Source organism: Winogradskyella sp. HaHa_3_26, from assembly GCF_019278425.1.
In the GTDB taxonomy this organism is placed as follows: domain Bacteria; phylum Bacteroidota; class Bacteroidia; order Flavobacteriales; family Flavobacteriaceae; genus Winogradskyella; species Winogradskyella undariae.
Genome location: NZ_CP058981.1, coordinates 3,758,006 through 3,778,052, shown reverse-complemented (window position 1 = coordinate 3,778,052; position 20,047 = coordinate 3,758,006). Strand labels below are relative to the sequence as shown.

Genomic DNA, 20,047 nt, shown 5'->3' with positions numbered 1-20,047 from the left:
GAATAAGTTGCAATAATATAAAAAGATTGTATATTTGACAAAAATACTATTGCGACAAAATCGCATTAAATAAATATAAATGACGAGAAGGGAAATAATTAAACTAATAGGAGCAACAGGTTTAGTACTTACAATACCACAACCGTTATCACTCTTCGCTCAATACAATAACAAAATGGATAAAAAAGAATTTGAAGTAATTATTATTGGTGGTAGTTATGCGGGACTTTCAACTGCAATGAGTTTAGGACGCTCATTGAGAAATACATTGATAATAGATGCAGGAAAACCGTGTAATCGTCAAACACCACACTCACATAATTTTTTAACTCAAGACGGAAGTACACCAAAGGAAATTTCTGAAATTGCAAAAAGTCAAGTAACAAAATACGACAGTATAAAATTCTATGATGGACTTGCAATTAGCGGACAAAAAAGTAATAAAGGATTCGAAATCACCACTTCAAAAGGAGATATTTTTACAGCAAAAAAATTGGTTTTAGCTACAGGAATAAAAGACTTAATACCAGATATAAAAGGGTTTTCTGAATGTTGGGGTATTTCAGTTGTGCATTGCCCATATTGTCACGGATACGAAATAAGAAACAAGAAAACTGCTATTATTGCAAATGGAGAAAGAGCATTTCACCTTGCTTCTTTAGTGAATAATTTAACCCAAGAAATAACAATTCTCACTTCGGGAACAAAAGATTTTGATGAAAACCAGCTCAAAAAGTTAAAACAGTATCAAATTCAAATTATAGAAAAAGAAATTTCTGTAATAGAACATCAAAATGGACAATTGGAAACAATTGAATTTAAAGATGGTAGTTCGGAAAACTTTGATTGTGCCTATGCTTCTATTCCTTTTGAACTTAATTCAAACATACCAAAAGAATTGGGGTGTAATCTCACAGAACACGGACATATTGAAGTGAATTTTATGCAAAAAACTACAGTAGAAGGTGTTTTTGCTTGTGGTGATAATAGCACAATGATGCGTTCAGTTGCTATAGCAGTTTCTAGCGGAAACATTTCAGGTGCAATAATCAATAATGAACTTACACAAGAGCGTTTTTAATATGGTAGAAGTATTTATAACCAACGTAAAATCAGAATGTCTCTCAAAAGAAATTCTACAACTTTTGGAAAACGAATATCCTAAACTTGAATCTAATTTTGACTTGGAGAATTTCAATAAACCATATCCTTGTGGCCATTCCATATTAAGAATTGAAGGAAAAATAATTAATATAAAATCAATATCTAAACGACTAAAAAGTAAAGGAATTGAATTATTAGAAGATAAAATTTGTGTATAGTATGACAGAGTTTTGGGAAAAAGCATTTAACAACAAACAAGAAATGTGGGGTAATAATCCAGCAAAATCTGCTTTACTAATAAAAGACTTCTTTCTGGAAAAATCTGTAAAGAACATTCTAATTCCAGGAATTGGTTATGGACGAAATGCACAACCATTTATAGAAAGCGGATTAAACGTAAGCGGAATTGAGATTTCCAAAACTGCCATTGATCTAGCTAGAAAACATTATGGGATTGATATAAACATTTTTCACGGTTCTGTAACCAAAATGCCTTTTAACAATAAAAAATATGATGGAATATTTTGTTATGCTCTCATCCATTTATTGAACAGCGAAGAAAGGAAAAAACTAATCCAAGACTGCTACCACCAACTAACTAAAAACGGGTTTATGGTTTTTACTGCTATAACCAAAAACACCTCTCAATATGGACAAGGAGAATTGATAAGTAAAGACCGTTACGAAATTCATAAAGGAGCGAAAATATTTTACTATGACCAAGAATCAGTCAAAACAGAATTTGAAAAGTACGGACTTTTTGAAATCACAGAAGTAGATGAAAATCAGTCAATGTACCTAATTAAATGCAAAAAAGAATAAAAACACTGCCCACAACACCGTATATAATTTATTGCTTAGTTCTAGCCTACTTACGAAAATCCTCGCGGATTTTCTATTCGGTTTTTATTTGCTAAATTAGGTGCTAAACCACGCAACAAACCATATACAAACACGTTGTAGCTAATTAAAACCAACAAATGCGAATAATATTTATTATACTTTTGAATTCTTTGATTTTAGTTAGTTGTGGAAATCAAAATAAAGACAAAAAAGCCGAAATTAAATTAGAAAAGAACGAAGTGGAAACGAAATCATTATTGGACAACGTTAAACTTGCCGTAAATCCAAAATTTAAAGATTGGGTATTATTTGAAAATGGAACTTACATAATATTTGATGATATAACTCAAATTGACAACATTGAAAGTGAAGCAATAAGACTAATGAAAGAATTCGGACCAGTACACGCTGGTGGACCTGCTGGAGATTTTAATGTGATATCACTAAATCAAACCGAAGGTTGGGTCGTATCTGGACACGGTTATGGAATGTATACGTACGTTAACCCTTCTGAACTAGAATCAAATTCACCTGAAGACCTTACAATTGGAATTTATGGACGTTCAAAACGGAATAGTGACGGACAAAATCCGAATATAATTTATGTAAATAGTTCGAAAAATAACTAGCTACAACACCGTGTATAATTAATTGCTTTATTGAGCTTACTTGCGAATATTCCTGCGGAATATTCACGGGTTCGTAAATGTTTATTAACTTAGTTGCTTAACCACGCAACTAACCATACACAACAACGTTAACTACAAGCTGTCTCGCCAACTAACATTTTTCTTAAATTGAAACATCGTAAGCCCTAATTTGATTGATTACTCAGATGGATAATTAAATCTGAAAAGCATTACGCATTGCTTACGGTTTGACTTCATAAACCAAGAAAAATAGAATTTTAAAAGATAATTTAAAGAAACCAATTTTGAGCTTACTCTACTCTGTTTGAAATTAAAACAACTAAGATAATTTTAGATTAAAAAGATCAATAAAGTAAATCAAGATTGAAAAGCTTGTGTTTATCGTTACGGTTGAACTGTACGCAGGAAAACCAATCTGAGCTAAACTGGATTCGCTAAACGGAGTAATACCCTTAAACCGTTGCTAAAATTAGAATTCCTAAATTATATTTATTGGAAAATTTAAAAATCTGAAATCTGTATAAATAGAAAAAAAGCCGGTAGTTAACACCGTGTATATTTAATTGCTTGGTTTCTGCTTATCTGGAATATTCCTTCGGAATATTCTCAGGTTCGTAAAAGTTTACTAATTTAGTTGCCAAGCCACGCAACTAAGCATACACAAACACGTTGGCAACCATTACCCACTCAAAATAAGAAAAAATGATAGAATTAATTGACAATATAAATTATTTAGAACCTAATAACGATGTCGAAAAAGCTATTTACGAAAAAGTAAATGAGCATTATAAAAACGAAGTTGAAAAGATTTTTAAAATCATAAGACAAATTAAAACCAATCATAATGCTAAAGTCTTTGCTGTTGGGAATTTAATAGACAATCAAATTAACTTTAAATTGGAGTGTGAAAATGTTGAATTATCTGAAAAGATCAAAAATATATTTGACTCTTAAATTGGAAATTATTAATAGAAATTAATATTGATGTTTGATTTTTATAAATTTCAATAACATCTCCTAAAGATATATTTTCCTTTTTCAATTTTAATTGATTATACTTAAACTCATCCAGTAACTTTAAGTATTTTTTTGAATTAGTTTTAATTGTACCTAATGTAATAAACATAACATTTTAATTTAAAATCATCCACTTTAATATTGGGGGAATGAAAACCCATTATCTGAATTAAAAAACGGTTGCCAACACCGTGTATATTTTATTGCTTTTTTAGGCTTACTTACGAAAATACTATCGTATTTTCTATTCGGTTATTATTTAGTAACTTAGTCGCTTAAACCACGCAACAAAGTATACACAAACACGTTAGCAAACATTTACAGAAAACCGTGAAATACATTAATATTCTCATATTACTATTAATATTTAGTTGTTCGAATGACAAAACCATTTCGAATAACAAAAAGAAAATTATTAAAGATATTGATACTTTAAAATTCTCTTACAATGGATTCAATAATGGTTTGCGACTTGATTTGTTAAGTGATGGCAGTTTCATTAGCGAAAATTACTTGTTTGGTTGTACTGGTGGTGGAGAAAGAAAAAAAGTCTTTGGAACTTATAAAATGGATAGTGTAAATCTAAAACTGGTTCCCGAAAAAATAGAATATACTGAATATCCAATTGATATGGAATCGAAACCAAAAACGATAAATATCACATACGGAATTGACTCACTTAAGATTAAAACTGAATTCCAAATCTTTAATTGGGAAAACAAAAAATATCTTCTCTCAGATTTTTATGATTATGGTTGGAGTTTAGACAAAGAAAATGATTACATAAGATTTGCTAATTATCTAAATTCTGGATTTGAGCCAAAATCTAGTGGTAGATATTTAGTTACCGAAACAAAAGATACGATACGAACAGAATTTGATTTAAAACAAATACCTGAAAAATGGCAAGATTATTTCCTTAAAGAACCCGTTTCAGCGAAAATCAAAAAAATTAAAAAAATAACTGACCCATACGATGAAGAAAATATTTCTTGGCAAATAGAATTAGATAAAGGAATAAAAGACCGTATGAATAACCGATTGACATTAGAAACCAAAGACGGAGAGTTTTTTATTGAAATAGATTCAGTTTTAACAAACAACAGTTTTGGAATTACGTATATGTATGACTTTTCACCGAAAAAATTCCCAATCGGAACTGAATTAAGAACAATATGGAAATAAAAAACGATTTGCTAACACCGTGTATAATTAATTGCTTTGTTCTTGCTTACTTGCGAAAATTCCTGCGGAATTTTCACGGGTTCGTAAAAGTTTGCTAATTTAGTTGCTTAACCACGCAACTAACCATACACAACAACGTTGGCATTAATTTGAGAATGACAGAATACAGAATAAAAGTTATTAAACAAAAGAGACTATTAATTTCTATTTTATTAGTGTCAATAATCCTGCCTTTTTGTTTTCTGACACCAACTCTATTTGAATTAACTATTTGGAAAATAACTGTTCCAATTTTGACTATCGGAATTCTTGGAATTCTATTATTCTATTTTACTTGTGGACATTTAAAAATAAAACTTGAAAACAGAAAACTTGATTTTAATTGGGAACATAAACCAATATTAAATTTTAGAAAATATAAATCAATCGGAATTGATGAAATAACATCTATTATAATTGAACAAGGAATATATTTGCGAAAATTAAAAACAAAAGACTCTGAAATCGAACTTGGCGGAATAAAATCCAAAAACGCTGACTCTTTAAGACTATTGAATTTATTAAAAAAAGAGACAAGTATTAAACCGAAAGATAGTTGGGATGTTTGGAAAGAACGTGGTTGGCTGAGAACTGCTTATCGAATTAATCTTTTAATTTTAATTATTGCAATTGGAATAGTAATTACATTTATAATTCTGAAAGGATTTGACTCAAAGCTATTGCTGTTTATTCCATTAGTCTTCAGTCAACTGATTTTTAGCCATTTACAAATGAAAGACAAACTGAAATAAAAAAACTAATGCCAACATCGCATAAAAATAATGCGTAAATTAGTGTTTAAATAAAGAACAGTTCACTTTTGTTACTTCTGATTTTCCTGCGGAAAATCCTCGCACACAAAACCGCACTATTCTTATACGTAACCGTTAGGCACAATTAAAACGCACCAATGAGCAAACTGCTAATATTTATAATTTCACTACTATTAATGAGCTGTTGTGACAAAAATGAAATATCAGATAGCGGATTAAAAGGAAATGTAAAAATGATGACTGAATATAATGTCGTGGTCAAATACGATTCTTTAAATAATCTAACTCTTGACACCTTATCTACAATTAAAAGATTATATAACGACCGAAATCAAATCATTCAACGAAATCAAGTTTATACTTTCAGCGACGAAACTATAGATATTACTTACGAATATAATCGCTGTAACAGACTTAAAAAAGAACGAGTGAAAATGTCATTTGACAGTGTTACTGTTGATGTGGATTATATTTATAAAGGTTCCCTTTTGGATAAAACTATTTCGGAATCTTCAAGAGATAGTATAACCTTCAAGCAAATAGGATTGAATTATTATAGTTCTGACGAAAGGTTAACCAAAAGTACTACTTCTCAATTATTCATTAACCAAAAAGATGGAGATACAATTAAAAACTCATTGCAAATTGACATCTATAATGAAAATGAAACTCTAACGAAATCGGAATTCAAATATCAAGAGAACCCGTCAAAAAATAGCCGATACAATTATTTTTACGAAATTGATAACTTAATTAAAACACAGCAATACAATCGTAATGACTCATTAATTTCAACAACTAATTTTGAATATAAAAATGACAGCATAGGAAATTGGATTGAAAAAAAAGTTTTTGAGAACAATAAACTGACATCCATTCAAACTTGGAAAATTGAATATAAATAACTGTGCCTAACACCGTGTATAATTAATTGCTTGGTTTTAGCCTACTTGCGAATATTCCTGCGGAATATTCACGGGTTCGTTAAAGTTTACTAACTTAGTTGCTCAACCACGCAACTAACCATACACAATCACGTTGTACACAAGCTAAAAACTCACTCGAATGGGAAAAAAAATACTATTTGGAATTATATTAATTGGAGTTTTAGCTTTAATTGGATATTTCGTTATTTTGGCAAACTTTGATCTTTTTGACAAACCAATCGAAACTGAATTGAAAACTGAATGCGATTACGAAGGTGTACGAAAAATTAGAATGACTGAAATGAGCGGAAATGCAACTTCAAACAAATCAATTCACATATATGTAACGGACTGCAATGATGACGAATATAGCTATCACGAACCAATATTTACGGTTAGTGCCAGTTTTATTAAACCGAATCTAGTGGATTTTGAATGGAAAAACATGGATACTGTAACTATTAAATATGATAAAAAATTAGACGTTTTTGAAAAAATAATAGTATCAGAAACGACCAAACCAAAATTAACACTTGAATATATAATGGAATAAAAAGCCAATGTACAACACCGTATAAAATTAATTGCTTTGTTCTTCCCTACTTGCGAATATTCCTGCGGAATATTCACGGGTTCGTAAAAGTTTACTAAATTAGTTGCTTAACCACGCAACAAACCATATACATAAACGTTGGCAAACATTTGAGCGAATGAATAAATCAATAACCTTTCTTCTTCTGATTTCATTTTTATTTAGTTGTAATAGAAATTCAGAACGAATTAAAATAACTGTATCACATTATGACAATCTAAATGTTGACGAATCGAAATGGAAAGACATAGAATTAATCAAAGATTCACTAACTGATTTAAAAGAAACAAAAGTTGATTTATATTTTAGTCAAAAGCTTGCCAAAATACCATTTTATATGCCAACAAATGGGATTTATAAGGATTCAATAAAAGATAATGAATGTGACTGGAGTTCTTATCCTGCGAATGTTAAATGCTATGAATATGACAATAAAAATCGTGTAAAAAGTATGAGTGTTAACGGTTCTGGAACAATGGGAACTTGGAATTACCAATACGACGAATTAGATAGAATTACTAATATTGAATATTTAGGAACTATTTACACGATAAAATACGATGACAAATATGGAATTCTAAAAGAAATAATCAAAGACTTGCCTAGTAATCTCGAAGAGAGAATTGAAATTACGTACGAATAAAAACGATTTGCCAACAAAGTGTATAATTAATTGCTTGGGTAAGTGCCTACTTGGAAAATTCCTTCGGAATTTTCTCGCGTTCGTTTTTGTTTGCTAAATTAGTTTCTTAAACACGCAACTAACCATACACGAACACGTTGGCAACAAGCTGAAAAAACATCGAGATGAAATTTAAAGGAGGTGCAATAATTATAGGTTCGTTACTTTGGGACAACGAAGCAAAACGAATCAAATGGAGAAAACTCTATCTTGAATCTTTAGAAAATAGAATTTCATTAAAAGTTCGGATTCGTTACGGAAGAGAATCAATTTCAAGGAGTAATACGCACACAATGATTCTATCAAATCACCCAAAAACGGAATTCGGAAATGCATACATTCTGCCATTTAAGGAAATACTTAAAAACGCTAAAAATCTAGAAAGTCAAGCATTTGCTATGGCAGCAGCAGAAGGACTTTGGAAAAAGACTGGATCTTCTTTGAATAAAAACTGGGGAACTGTTGGACTATTAATAAATCCAAAACTTGAGGAAAGCAGAAATCTTGAAATAATAAAAGAACGTTGGACAAAAATATATTCAGAATATAATTTCAATCCAAATGATTATACTATTGAAAAAGAACCTGAAATAATTGACAAAAACGGATTTCTAAAAATAGAATGGACTGATGAAATGAATGAATTTGATTTTCTGATAGCGACATTGACTGTTCCTAATCCAAAGTCTTTGCTTAACGAACAAATAATAGCTGATAGAATTAATGAAACTGGATATGACGAATATTTTTTAAACAATTACAAAAACGGAATTCGGACATTCCAAGACGAAGAAATAATAAACAAACTGAATAAAAAGCCAGTTGCCAACACCGTATAAAAATAATTCCGGTTTAGTGCTTAATCAAAGGTCGTTGCGTGTTTGTAACGTCTGATTTTCCTTCGGAAAATCCTCGCATACAAACCCGCAACTATTCTTATACATAAACGTTGCCAGTAATTTAAAAAAATCCGTAAACTGAAAGAAAATCTTGTAATCGGAATTATAAATAATATTAAAATCAAACAAAATGTGTCGTTACGGAATTAACTCATATAAACCTCACTATGCTTGCTTCGAATGTCGAAAAACATTTAAAAGGAGACTATTAATTGATATTGACGGAAATACGGGATATTCCAAAGTTTGGGAAAATCAGCCATATAAATGTCCTGAATGTAGCGGAATGACGGCAAATATGGGATTGGATTTTGAATCGCCAAAAAAAACTGATTTGAAAGCGTGGAATCATATTCGAGATTTATACGAAACTGGAATTACTTTTCATTCTTGTGGATGTTCTGGACCTGGTTACATTCCAAAAGACAAACAAAGTTTGATTATGTTTCTTCAAGAAAAAAAAGAGAATTATATAAAACATAGAAGATTTTGGTCTAATAGAATTGAACCAAAAAATGATAGCGAGAAAAGTAGAGACTGGGATAAAAACAATGAATATCTATTTAGTATTCCAAATGACTTTTATACTGGAACTAAAAAGAATCGAAAAGTTGAAATAGAAAAAGCTGTCGAATATTGGAGCGAGAAGATTGAATTTATTGATAACCGACTAAAAAAAACTACTGGCAACACCGTGTATAATTAATTGCTTTGGCAAGTGCTTATTTGGAAAATTCCTTCGGAATTTTCTCGCGTTCGTTTTTGTTTACTAAATTAGTTGCTGAAACACGCAACTAACCATACACAAAACCGTTACTTGCAATTTGAACCAACCAATGAAAAAAAGCATTTTAATAACAATAATTGGAGTATTAATTATCGGAATTGGATATTTCGGAATTAAAATGTTTGACTTTGCAAAAGGAGTAAAAGCAGATATTCCTAAAAATGTAGAGAATTACGAAAAAAATAAAACAGAAAAACTAATCAAAGTAGAACAGAAACTTGACACTCTAAATATTGACAATTACAATCTTGTGTTTTTTCATCCAAATGAAGCAGAGTTTGAAGAATTATTAAAAGAAAAAGGAGAAGAAAGTGAAGGACTTTATGAAGTTGACTCTGATTTCGGATTTTATGCAAGTAATGTATATGACTCTATCTCTAAAACCGAATCAAAAGTTAAAATTATAACTGAAAGAATAATAGAGTATTCAACAAAAAGCGGAATTAAATATCTTGACCGACTAAAAAATAAAGAACATCCATATGGAATAATATTTAATAACGTGAATTGTGAACCAAGAATTGAATTTGGAATAATGACTGATATTGATATGTTTCAAATATGGAATGAATATAAAAAAAACTGCAAGTAACACCGTGTATAATTAATTGCTGTATTATTCTCTACTTGCGAATATTCCTGCGGAATATTCACGGGTTCGTAAAAGTTTGCTAACTTAGTTGCTTAACCACGCAACTAATCATACACAAACACGTTAGCTTTAATGCTGGAGCAAGTTTGCGGTTTGAAAAAAGCCCGGTTTATTTTTCGATTTTTTTTTAGAATTTTAAGTAAGATAAATCAGAAAAACTGTGTGTCGAATTTCAAAAATTTTTGGAATTATCACTCAAATGTGGAATGAAATACAACAGCGGAATTGCTCACTCAAACTCTGAATTGAATTACGCTTGATTTTTTAGCTTGTTTGCGGAATCTAAAACTGAATTGGAAACTCGGAATCTCAATCAATCGGAATTTAGCAAGTTGCAGAATTGCTTACTCAAATCTGAATTTAAATATTGCGGAATTTACTCAAACTTTGAAAACGAAAATTATCGGAAAAACATAAATTCGGAATAAATTACTAAACGTACAAAAAAGCACTAAAAGCTAACAACGTGTATAATTAATTGCTTTTTTTAGATTACTTACGAAAATTCCGCTGGAATTTTCTCGGGTTCGGTCTATTTTTGCTAACTTAGTCGCTTAACCACGCAACTAAGTTATACACAAAACCGTTAGCTTTAATGCAAGAGCAAGTTTGCGGAACCGAAATTTTTAATAAAAAAGTTGAACTTTAATTGAAAAATATATTAATCATATTATTAATTGGAATTTCCTTCTCAAGTTGTTTGGACGACCCAATCACAACCCGAAAAGTTACGAATGACTATTATCTGAATTGGGTTTATGATAATTCTGACCAAATATTATTGCGTAGTTCAGACGACGGAAAAAGTGGTTCGATTGAAATATCGGAAACAGTTTTCGCAGTTGGATTTAATGATAATTATATTATCGCCAAACAACATCCGAATTTGGAAAAAGAGATTAGTGAAAGACTATTCGGGAATTTTGCTACTAATGGAGACTATCTTTTAGAAAATCCTTCTGACACGATTTATTTGTCTAAAGATGACCGAATTTATGAACAAGATGGAAAATGGTATCATATAAGCAATGGTTGGAATCCGCCTGACAGTTTAAAACCATATAAAAAAACAACTTATTATCATATTATAGATATAAGACCCAAAAATGGAAAAAAATATAAGTTTAATAATAAATCGGAATTTTGGGCCAAAAGAGAACGTTTAGGAATACCAAAAAGCTTGGATTTTTCGATAATAGACAAAGATTTGGAATAAAGCACTAAAAGCTAACACCGTGTATAATTAATTGCTTTGTTCTTCTCTACTTGCGAATATTCCTGCGGAATATTCACGGGTTCGTAAAAGTTTACTAATTTAGTTGCTTAACCACGCAACTAACCATACACAAACACGTTGTGATTAATATTGCCGACTTTCGGTCATCCACCAAACATTGTAGCTTTCTTCGAGGTCTTTTAAGTTTCTAAAAATGATGTGATTTGAAAATCGACGTAGGAAGATTTTTAAAGCGCCAAACTGTTCGATTGAAATCGTTGAGAGCGCGCTCTCAGAACGTTTGAAAACGTTAAACAGTTTGTCTGAAGTTATTGAAAAAAAATGAGAAAGTCAAGTTTATTGTATTATTTAACATTAACAAATACCTGATTGACAGTTCCTTACATTAATGTTTTTTTTCAATAACTCATCATTTTCAGAAATTTAAATAATAAGGATTCGAAGAAAGCTTTTATTTTAAAACAAGCCATATATCGGTATATAACCAATTTTAAAACAAAACAAGGTTTGGTGGCTGGCTCTTTATGTAGCGTCGTCAAGACTACGTATTTTAAATTTTTTGTAGATAACTAAATCTAAACCTATAATAAAGATCCTGGAAAGCTATAAACGAAATAGAAAAGAAAAATACTAAACACAACAGCGTATATAAATAATAGCTAAGTCATTGGTCTCATTTATTTTTCGTTACTTTATAAACAGATATACAATCCGAATAGCAGTTGAATATTTAAGGCTACTATTCATATACGTACACCGTTGCCATTCATTGGCGGAACGCACTCAAAAATGAACAATAAAGAAATAATATTATGAAATCATACACAAAAAAAGCATTGAAATCGGGAATATTCGCTGGAATTGGTTTTGGAATTGCTACAGCAGGAATAGACTATTATGATGGAGATGATTTTGAATTATGGAAATTTATTTTTAAAGTTTTATTCTTTGCAATATTTATGGGACTTTATTTTAATTACAGTTTTAAAAAACAATTCGAAAAAGAATCTAAATAGAATCTAAATAGAAATCTAAAACTGAACTGAATGCGGAATTTAGCAAGTTGCGGAACTGCTCACTCAATCGGAATTGAAAAAGTTTGTGGATTAAAACACTGACCGAATTGACTCAAACGTTGAAACTCGGAAAACGGAATTTAGCGGAATAACAACAATCTGAAAAACAACGAAATGGCAACAACGTGTATAATTAATTGCTTTGGTAAGTGCTTATTTGGAAAATTCCTTCGGAATTTTCTCGCGTTCGTTTTTATTTGCTAAATTAGTTGCTTAAACACGCAACTAACCATACACAACGACGTTGCCTACAATGCTGGAGTAAGTTTGCGGATTAAAAAGGCTTGGTTTTATTTTCGATTTTTTTTTTAGAATTTTAAGAAAGTAAAAACGAAAAAACTATGTTGCGGAATTCTGAAAATCACGCTGAATTCTCACTCAAATGAGGAATGAAAAGCAACGTCGGAATTGCTTACTCAAAATCTGACTGAATTGCTGTACGGAATTTGACAAAATTACGGAAAATTGGAAACGGAACTAAACCTAAAAATAACGTCGGACTTCCACTCTACCGAAAAAATAATAAATCGGAATTTGAGCAAGTTTGAGGAATTGAAAACGAAAGAACTTACTCAAACCCTGAAAAGAGAAACGTTAAATTACAGTAAGAAAAAAGCACTGTAGGCAACAACGTATATAAAAAATTGCTACTTTTAGCTAAATCAAAAGGTCGTTGCATGTTTGCTACGTCTGAATTTCCGTTGGAAATTCCTCGCACGCAAACCCGCAACTTTACATATACAAAACCGTTGGGCATAATTTGAAAAAAACAAAATGGCGAAAAAGAAAATTGAAAAATTAGATGCTTTAATATTCATTGACACAAATATATTACTTGATTTTTATCGAATTCGTAGAACAGATGTTTCTTTAAAATATTTAGAGTTAATAGAAAAACATAAGGATCAACTTATTGTTACTAGTCAAGTAGAAATGGAATATAAAAAGAATCGCCAATCTGCAATTCTTGAATCAATTACTGAAGTTAAAAAAATCAATAATGTTAATTTAAGCGTTCCAGCAATTCTTTCAGATTCCAAAGCTGTTGATATGATTAAAAAGCAAAAAAAAGAAATCGATATTCAACAAAAAAAACTGAAAGAAAAGATAGAAAAAATATTAACCAATCCGAATCGAAATGATGAAGTTTTTAAAAAGCTTCAAAAAGTGTTTAAACATAAATGTGATTTTAATTTAAACAGAGAAAACAAACAAAGATTCACAATTAGGAGGCTTGCTCTTAAAAGATTTATGTTAGGATATCCACCTAGAAAAAACAGTGACAATTCTATTGGAGACGCAGTGAATTGGGAATGGATAATTAAATGTGCTGAGACTTCTAAAAAACATATTATAATAGTTACTCGAGATACTGATTTTGGAGCTATACACGAAAACGAATCCTATCTGAATGATTGGCTGAAACAAGAATTTAAACAACGAATCAGTCAACAAAGAAAATTAGTATTAACAGATAAATTATCAAGAGCTTTTCAATATTTAGAAATACCTGTTACTAAAGAAATGATAGAAGAAGAAGAAAAAGTAATAAAGCTTTCATCTGAACTCTACAGAAAAAAATTAATAGAACAATTATTGAAAAAATTTAGAGAAACTGAAAAAGATAATAATGATGAGGATGAAACAGATAAATAAAAACTATGCCCAACACCGTATATAATTTATTGCTGGCTCTAGCTTACTTACGAAAATCCTAGCGGATTTTCTATTCGGTTTTTATTTGCTAACTTTAGTGCTTAAACCACGCAACAAACCATATACAACAACGTTATGTGCAATACCACTCAAATCAAAAAAAAACTATTATATTACGACAATATTTAAGTTATTGAAAAAGATAAAAAAATCAATAAAAATTTTAAACCATAATTATAAATTTAATATTTAAAAAAAATGAAACAATTAACCCGAATCTTTTTAGCCTTATCCATTGGAATATTCTTTTCTTGTACTAGTGATGATGATAGTACAAGCCCTTCTTTGTCAAATGACGAATTAATTATAGGCTCATGGACATGGACTGCTCAATCCGAAAATGGTGTTACGGAAGACTTATCTAACTGTAATTTATTAGAAACTTATGTTTACAACGGAACACAAGCTGAACAGACCGATTATTATGGAGATGCATGTGACCAATCCTATTCATCTACAGAAAATTATTCAATTGATGGCAATATCCTTACTTTTTCTGATGTAGATGACGCAACAGATTTTTATAGTGAAGAAATAATAGAGCTAAATGCTACAACACTTAAATTGAAATATGTAGAAACGTACCAGAGCGAAACTTTCACTTATATTGATACTTATACTAAAATAAATTAATACATAAAAAAATAGCACATAACAGCGTTTAAAAAATAGCAGAAAAGAATATAAATTAAATTTTAATTCTTTTCTGCTATTTTTTTTGATTAAAAACTTAGTTAACAGACAGCATTAATTTAAATGATAGAAACGAAAATCGTTCTAAATAAAAAACGGATTTTAATTCGGAGGTTTTTTTGAGTTTTAAGTAAATAAGTTAGATTTGAGAAAAATCACGTCAGAAAATAATATACGAAAATAAAAAAACAACTGCACATAACACCGTGTATAATTAATTGCTAGGTTCTTCCCTACTTGTGAAAATTCCTGCGGAATTTTCACGGGTTCGTAAAAGTTTACTAATTTAGTTGCTAAACCACGCAACTAACCATACACAAGACCGTTACCATTAATACCGAAATGAAAATAAACTACGAACTTACTAACTCGGATTTTTTAGAATATCAGCTATATACTTCTTCAAAATCGGAATCACATAAAAAGAAACGTTTTCGTTCCAGATACATAGTCTTTATATTATATACATTAATTGGACTTTATTTCGCTTATAAAAATGATAATAAAGCGATTGGAGGAATAATAGCTTCATTTGGATTATTATGGTTTGCTTTTTATCCAATGTATGCCAAATGGAATTATAAAAGACATTTCAAAAAACACGTAGAAGAGAATTATAAAAATCGAATTAATAAACCAGTGGAAATTGACTTTGATGAAAATTCTGTAAATGCTAAAGACTTTACTTCTGAAAGTAAAATAAACGGAACTGAATTAAAAGAACTTATCGAAACGAAAAACCATTTCTTTATAAAGTTGACAACGGACTTATCTCTGATTGTACCAAAGCATTCGATTGAAAATCAAACAGAATTCAAAAAACGTGTGACTGATTTAGGAGCTGAATATGTTGACGAACTAAATTGGGAATGGAAATAAAAAAGTACTAATGGCAACACCGTGTATAATTAATTGCTGGCTTCTAGCCTACTTGCGAATATTCCTTCGGAATATTCACGGGTTCGTAAAAGTTTACTAATTTAGTTGCTAAACCACGCAACTAATCATACACAACAACGTTGTATGTAATGTGAGCAACGAACTCAAAAAAACAATTTGAACAATAAAATAAAAAATTTATGAAGAAATTATTTATTACTGCAAGTCTGATTTTAGCATTTGGAATGAATTGCTCTTCTCAAAATGAAGTTAAGACTGAAAATGAATTTACTTACTCTTGTGACGAAATGGTAAAACAAAATCTCGAGAAGGAAACAATTACTCTTATTGGAAATGCGAATCTGAAAACCAGTGTGTTTGAATTTGAGAATGCGGACAAAATCGTACTGAATAAAAAAACTCAAGAAATATATGTAATTGGAGGTTATAAAGTTCATCTCAATGGAGGAACAATAACTCAAAAACCTAACTCGGAAAAGAAATGGTTAAGGTATAAAATTGGAGAAAATGTAGCTTATGTAGAATAAAAACACTACATACAACACCGTGTATAATTAATTGCTGTGTTCTTCACTACTTGCGAAAATTCCTGCGGAATTTTCACGGGTTCGTAAAAGTTTGCTAACTTAGTTGCTGAACCACGCAACTAACCATACACAATCACGTTGGCAATAATGTCGGAAATGCATAAAGGAATCATAATTTTAGCTTATTTAATTGCCTTACCAATATTTGGACAGAATATGGATTTACCCAAAGATTTAACTGAATTTTTAAAATCAAAATCGGAATTGATATATGACCAAAAAACTGTGGAACCTGACTTTGTCGGAATTATTGACTTTGACAAATTAGAACTCGGAAAAGTATGGATTGCGGGAAATGTTAGCGGAAAATCATATTACGAAATTCCAGCTATCAATCTGACTGATAAATGCGAACATTATGACCCTGAATACATCCTACTCTATTTGCCGAATGAAAAACTTTACGGAACTTGGGATTCTGACCATTGGACCCTTTATGTTTTCCCGAACATTAGCTGGACTGATATTACTAAAAATCCAGCTGAATTTATAAACCAACAGTGGAATCCGAAAAAAAAAATCGGAATTGAATTTGACCCAAAAGCTGATTATAAAATGATAAACGGATGGCCATTTTGACCGAAAATAAAAACACTATTGCCAACACCGTGTATATTTAATTGCTTTATTGAGCTTACTTGCGAATATTCCTGCGGAATATTCACGGGTTCGTAAATGTTTGCTAACTTAGTTGCTTAACCACGCAACTAACCATACACAACAACGTTGGCAACAAGCTGAACTCACTCAAATGGAACGTCGAACGATAATAATAATTGGATTTCTATTCTGTTTAATCGGAATTTTTATTGCACCATTATTTTATGAAAACATTCAGTACGGAGAAATTTTCTTTTTGTTGATTATATATCCAATCCCAGCTCTTATTTTAGCAATAGCTAACGGATATTTACTTTCTTTTTCTGAATTTAAAACTCAAAATTTGATTTTAAAAATCGGAGTTGGACTCATTCCCATTCTGATTATGATATTATTCGCTATTGGAAAAGAATCACCAATTAAGTTTATAGCAACTTTTGGAATTTTGGGAATTGGAATAACCAATCTGATTTGGATTACTAAACTGTCAAGAAAACAAATAAAAGCTAGCTAAAAAATAACGAATGGAAACTAAATCAATCGAGCAATTAGAAAAAGATGTTTGGAAAAATCCATCTAAATTTCCAACTGATTTGATTGAAAAATGTTATCGCTATCGGAAAATCAGTATTGCGGAATTGACAAACGAACAGATAAGGCTTCTAATTTCTCAAAAAATCGGAACTGAACATCTAATCGGAATTGCACTCGAAAAACTCGAACGGAATATTTTGACCGAATGTGACTTTTATGAGGGCGATTTACTTGTCGTAGTTTCGAGTTTACCGACTGAATTTTGGAATGAAAATAAAATTGAATTTCTGAATTTTAAAAACATTGTGGAATTGAATTCAGAATTAATAAAAAGCGAACTCGGAGAAAAGAAATTTGACCGAATAAATGAAAAAATAAAAGCCAGTTGCCAACACCGTGTATAATTAATTGCTTTGTACTTGCCTACTTGCGAAAATTCCTGCGGAATTTTCCCGGGTTCCTAAAAGTTTGCTAACTTAGTTGCTTAACCACGCAACTAACCATACACAAACACGTTGTGTGCAATTTGAGGCAAATTTTGCTATTATACCAATTTTTGGTATATTTGAGCTAAATTAGTATCAAATGAACAAAAACACATCAATATCACTCGGAAATTATTTCGACCAATTCGTGCAAAGCCGAATTAGTGAAGGAAGATTTAAAAACGTCAGTGAAGTAATTCGTGCTGGATTGAGACTTTTAGAGGAAGAAGAAAGTAAAGTAATTGCTTTGAAAACTGCAATACAAGAAGGAATTGACAGCGGAATAGCTCACGATTTTGACCCAAAAAAGCATCTTGAATCTCTAAAAGCGAAAAAGCACTCGAATGGCTGAATATAAGTTGACGAACAAAGCTGTTGAGGATTTATCAAAGATTTGGGATTATACCTTTGAGGTTTGGTCGGAAAAACAAGCTGACAAATATTACGATGGACTAATTTCTGATTGTCAAGAAATTGCAGAAAATCCTCATTTAGGAAAAAACTACGAAGGAATATCAAAACAACTTCTCGGAATTAAGGTAAATCGACATATAATTTTTTACAGAACTCTAAATGAAAATTATGTAGAGATAACAAGAATACTGCACGAAAGAATGGACTTAAAGAAAAGAATAGCGGAATAAAAAACTGCACACAACACCGTGTATATTTAATTGCTTTATTCTTCTCTACTTGCGAATATTCCTGCGGAATATTCACGGGTTCGTAAAAGTTTACTAATTTAGTTGCTTAACCACGCAACTAACCATACACAATCACGTTGACAGCAATGCGTGTGCGGCAAAGTCCAACTCTAAATTGGAACTTATACAAATCTAAATTTTGAGAATAAAATAAAATTGGAATTTCAAAACGTTGGAATGAAAATCACAACGCAGGAATTAAGCAGAACGGAAAATTACGGTTGAAAAAATAGCTACATCGCAATAAAAAAGCCTAGTTACTTTTTCGTGATTTTTTTTTTTTGACTTTTAAGTAAGTAAAATCAGAAAAAATGGAGTCGGAAATTTTAATTTCTTGCGGAACTAAATTGGAATAATTATCTAATTCATTAAACACGAGAACTGAAATTTGATAAGTTTCCTAGATATTAAAAATATAGCGCAGGATATACAAGCTGTGTGGAAAATGCGTGTCTGATTAGCAACAACGCAGGATTAAAAAAATAAGCACGGCTGCCAACACCGTGTATAATTAATTGCTTTGTTCTTCACTACTTGCGAATATTCCTGCGGAATATTCACAGGTTCGTAAATGTTTACTAAATTAGGTGCTTAACCACGCAACTAACCATACACAATCACGTTGTAGTGCATTAAAAACGAACTTCAGAACTCAATGAAAATATTTGGAATTAGTGGACTTGGAGCTGACAAAAGAGTGTTTAAATATTTAACTCTTGAACACGAATTAATTCCTGTAGAATGGATTAAACCGAAAAATAAAGAACCAATTATTGAATATTCAAAACGACTAATTGAAGAATACGGAATTGGAAATGAAGAGAATTTTGGAATTTTAGGAGTAAGTTTTGGAGGATTAATAGCAACTGAAATCAGCAAATTGACAAAACCGAAATTCACTATTTTAATTTCATCCGTAGAAACAAGAACTGAATTAAGCGGAATTATCAAACTTGCGGGAAAATCTAAAATTATTGAATTAATTCCCGAAAAATTATTGAATCCACCGAAAGTAGTTGCTCATTTTATGTTCGGAACTGAAAAGAAGGAATTATTGAATTCAATTTTGGCTGACACAGACTTGAATTTCACGAAATGGGCAATTAGAGAATTAATGAACTGGAAAAATCAATTAAGATTAGAAAAATTAATCAAAATTGGCGGAACAAAAGACAAACTACTTCCACCAAAAGGAGAAAATACAATTCTAATTGAAAAAGGAGAACATTTTATGATAGTTGATAAAGCTATAGAAATAAGTAAAATAATTAACGAACGAATAAATAACGCACTACAACACCGTATATAATTTATTGCTAGCTTCTCGCCTACTTACGAAAGTCCTCGCGGACTTTCTTGGTCGGTA

General features: G+C 30.6%; 25 protein-coding genes. All 25 read left to right on the top strand.

Going from position 1 to position 20,047, the window contains the following annotated elements; all coding sequences use genetic code 11:
* Positions 1-79 precede the first annotated feature (79 nt).
* The 25 genes from H0I32_RS16420 to H0I32_RS16300 all read left to right on the top strand — a co-directional run bounded on the left by H0I32_RS16420 (position 80) and on the right by H0I32_RS16300 (position 19,990).
* Entirely contained in the window at positions 80-1,081 is a 1,002-nt protein-coding gene (locus H0I32_RS16420; protein ID WP_173589719.1) for an NAD(P)/FAD-dependent oxidoreductase, read from the top strand.
* A gap of 1 nt (position 1,082) precedes the next feature.
* Entirely contained in the window at positions 1,083-1,322 is a 240-nt protein-coding gene (locus H0I32_RS16415; RefSeq protein ID WP_179314783.1) for a hypothetical protein, read from the top strand.
* A 1-nt stretch (position 1,323) separates the two neighbouring features.
* Complete coding sequence (locus tag H0I32_RS16410) at positions 1,324-1,926, top strand: class I SAM-dependent methyltransferase (protein ID WP_179314782.1); 603 nt, start codon at positions 1,324-1,326, stop codon at positions 1,924-1,926.
* Between the two features lie 158 nt (positions 1,927-2,084).
* Positions 2,085-2,576, top strand: coding sequence for a hypothetical protein (locus tag H0I32_RS16405; protein WP_179314781.1), 492 nt, complete (start codon positions 2,085-2,087; stop codon positions 2,574-2,576).
* A 723-nt stretch (positions 2,577-3,299) separates the two neighbouring features.
* Positions 3,300-3,551: a hypothetical protein gene (locus H0I32_RS16400; protein WP_179314823.1), complete on the top strand. Its 252-nt coding sequence runs from the start codon at positions 3,300-3,302 to the stop codon at positions 3,549-3,551.
* Positions 3,552-3,944: 393 nt separating this feature from the next.
* Positions 3,945-4,799, top strand: a complete 855-nt coding sequence (locus H0I32_RS16395) for a hypothetical protein (RefSeq protein WP_179314822.1) — start codon at positions 3,945-3,947, stop codon at positions 4,797-4,799.
* Positions 4,800-4,954: 155 nt separating this feature from the next.
* Positions 4,955-5,590 (top strand): hypothetical protein, encoded by a 636-nt coding sequence (locus tag H0I32_RS16390; protein ID WP_179314821.1) that lies wholly within the window; start codon positions 4,955-4,957, stop codon positions 5,588-5,590.
* Between the two features lie 158 nt (positions 5,591-5,748).
* A complete protein-coding gene (locus H0I32_RS16385) occupies positions 5,749-6,516 on the top strand; it encodes a hypothetical protein (protein ID WP_179314820.1) in 768 nt (255 codons plus the stop codon).
* Positions 6,517-6,676: 160 nt separating this feature from the next.
* Entirely contained in the window at positions 6,677-7,090 is a 414-nt protein-coding gene (locus H0I32_RS16380; protein ID WP_179314819.1) for a hypothetical protein, read from the top strand.
* 157 nt (positions 7,091-7,247) lie between these two features.
* Positions 7,248-7,772: a hypothetical protein gene (locus tag H0I32_RS16375; RefSeq protein WP_179314818.1), complete on the top strand. Its 525-nt coding sequence runs from the start codon at positions 7,248-7,250 to the stop codon at positions 7,770-7,772.
* A gap of 164 nt (positions 7,773-7,936) precedes the next feature.
* Entirely contained in the window at positions 7,937-8,650 is a 714-nt protein-coding gene (locus H0I32_RS16370) for a hypothetical protein (protein WP_179314817.1), read from the top strand.
* Between the two features lie 190 nt (positions 8,651-8,840).
* Positions 8,841-9,416: a hypothetical protein gene (locus H0I32_RS16365; RefSeq protein WP_179314816.1), complete on the top strand. Its 576-nt coding sequence runs from the start codon at positions 8,841-8,843 to the stop codon at positions 9,414-9,416.
* Positions 9,417-9,546: 130 nt separating this feature from the next.
* Entirely contained in the window at positions 9,547-10,089 is a 543-nt protein-coding gene (locus H0I32_RS16360; RefSeq protein WP_179314815.1) for a hypothetical protein, read from the top strand.
* Between the two features lie 709 nt (positions 10,090-10,798).
* Positions 10,799-11,365, top strand: coding sequence for a hypothetical protein (locus tag H0I32_RS16355; RefSeq protein ID WP_218747095.1), 567 nt, complete (start codon positions 10,799-10,801; stop codon positions 11,363-11,365).
* An 833-nt stretch (positions 11,366-12,198) separates the two neighbouring features.
* Positions 12,199-12,402, top strand: a complete 204-nt coding sequence (locus H0I32_RS16350; RefSeq protein WP_179314930.1) for a hypothetical protein — start codon at positions 12,199-12,201, stop codon at positions 12,400-12,402.
* Between the two features lie 834 nt (positions 12,403-13,236).
* Complete coding sequence (locus tag H0I32_RS16345; RefSeq protein WP_179314855.1) at positions 13,237-14,118, top strand: PIN domain-containing protein; 882 nt, start codon at positions 13,237-13,239, stop codon at positions 14,116-14,118.
* Between the two features lie 258 nt (positions 14,119-14,376).
* Positions 14,377-14,811: a lipocalin family protein gene (locus tag H0I32_RS16340; protein WP_179314854.1), complete on the top strand. Its 435-nt coding sequence runs from the start codon at positions 14,377-14,379 to the stop codon at positions 14,809-14,811.
* Between the two features lie 402 nt (positions 14,812-15,213).
* Complete coding sequence (locus H0I32_RS16335) at positions 15,214-15,750, top strand: YcxB family protein (RefSeq protein WP_179314853.1); 537 nt, start codon at positions 15,214-15,216, stop codon at positions 15,748-15,750.
* A gap of 200 nt (positions 15,751-15,950) precedes the next feature.
* Positions 15,951-16,298: a hypothetical protein gene (locus H0I32_RS16330; protein WP_179314852.1), complete on the top strand. Its 348-nt coding sequence runs from the start codon at positions 15,951-15,953 to the stop codon at positions 16,296-16,298.
* A 156-nt stretch (positions 16,299-16,454) separates the two neighbouring features.
* Positions 16,455-16,937 carry a hypothetical protein gene (locus H0I32_RS16325; protein ID WP_179314851.1) on the top strand — a complete coding sequence of 161 codons (483 nt, stop codon included), beginning with the start codon at positions 16,455-16,457 and terminating at the stop codon, positions 16,935-16,937.
* Between the two features lie 112 nt (positions 16,938-17,049).
* Positions 17,050-17,472 (top strand): hypothetical protein, encoded by a 423-nt coding sequence (locus H0I32_RS16320; protein WP_179314850.1) that lies wholly within the window; start codon positions 17,050-17,052, stop codon positions 17,470-17,472.
* Positions 17,473-17,482: 10 nt separating this feature from the next.
* Entirely contained in the window at positions 17,483-17,896 is a 414-nt protein-coding gene (locus H0I32_RS16315; RefSeq protein ID WP_179314849.1) for a contact-dependent growth inhibition system immunity protein, read from the top strand.
* A gap of 181 nt (positions 17,897-18,077) precedes the next feature.
* A complete protein-coding gene (locus H0I32_RS16310) occupies positions 18,078-18,329 on the top strand; it encodes a type II toxin-antitoxin system ParD family antitoxin (protein WP_042297154.1) in 252 nt (83 codons plus the stop codon).
* On the top strand, positions 18,322-18,621 hold the full coding sequence (locus H0I32_RS16305) for a type II toxin-antitoxin system RelE/ParE family toxin (RefSeq protein WP_179314848.1): 300 nt from the start codon (positions 18,322-18,324) through the stop codon (positions 18,619-18,621). Before H0I32_RS16310 ends, H0I32_RS16305 begins: the two co-directional genes overlap by 8 nt.
* A gap of 715 nt (positions 18,622-19,336) precedes the next feature.
* A complete protein-coding gene (locus H0I32_RS16300) occupies positions 19,337-19,990 on the top strand; it encodes an alpha/beta hydrolase (protein ID WP_179314808.1) in 654 nt (217 codons plus the stop codon).
* Positions 19,991-20,047 lie beyond the last annotated feature (57 nt).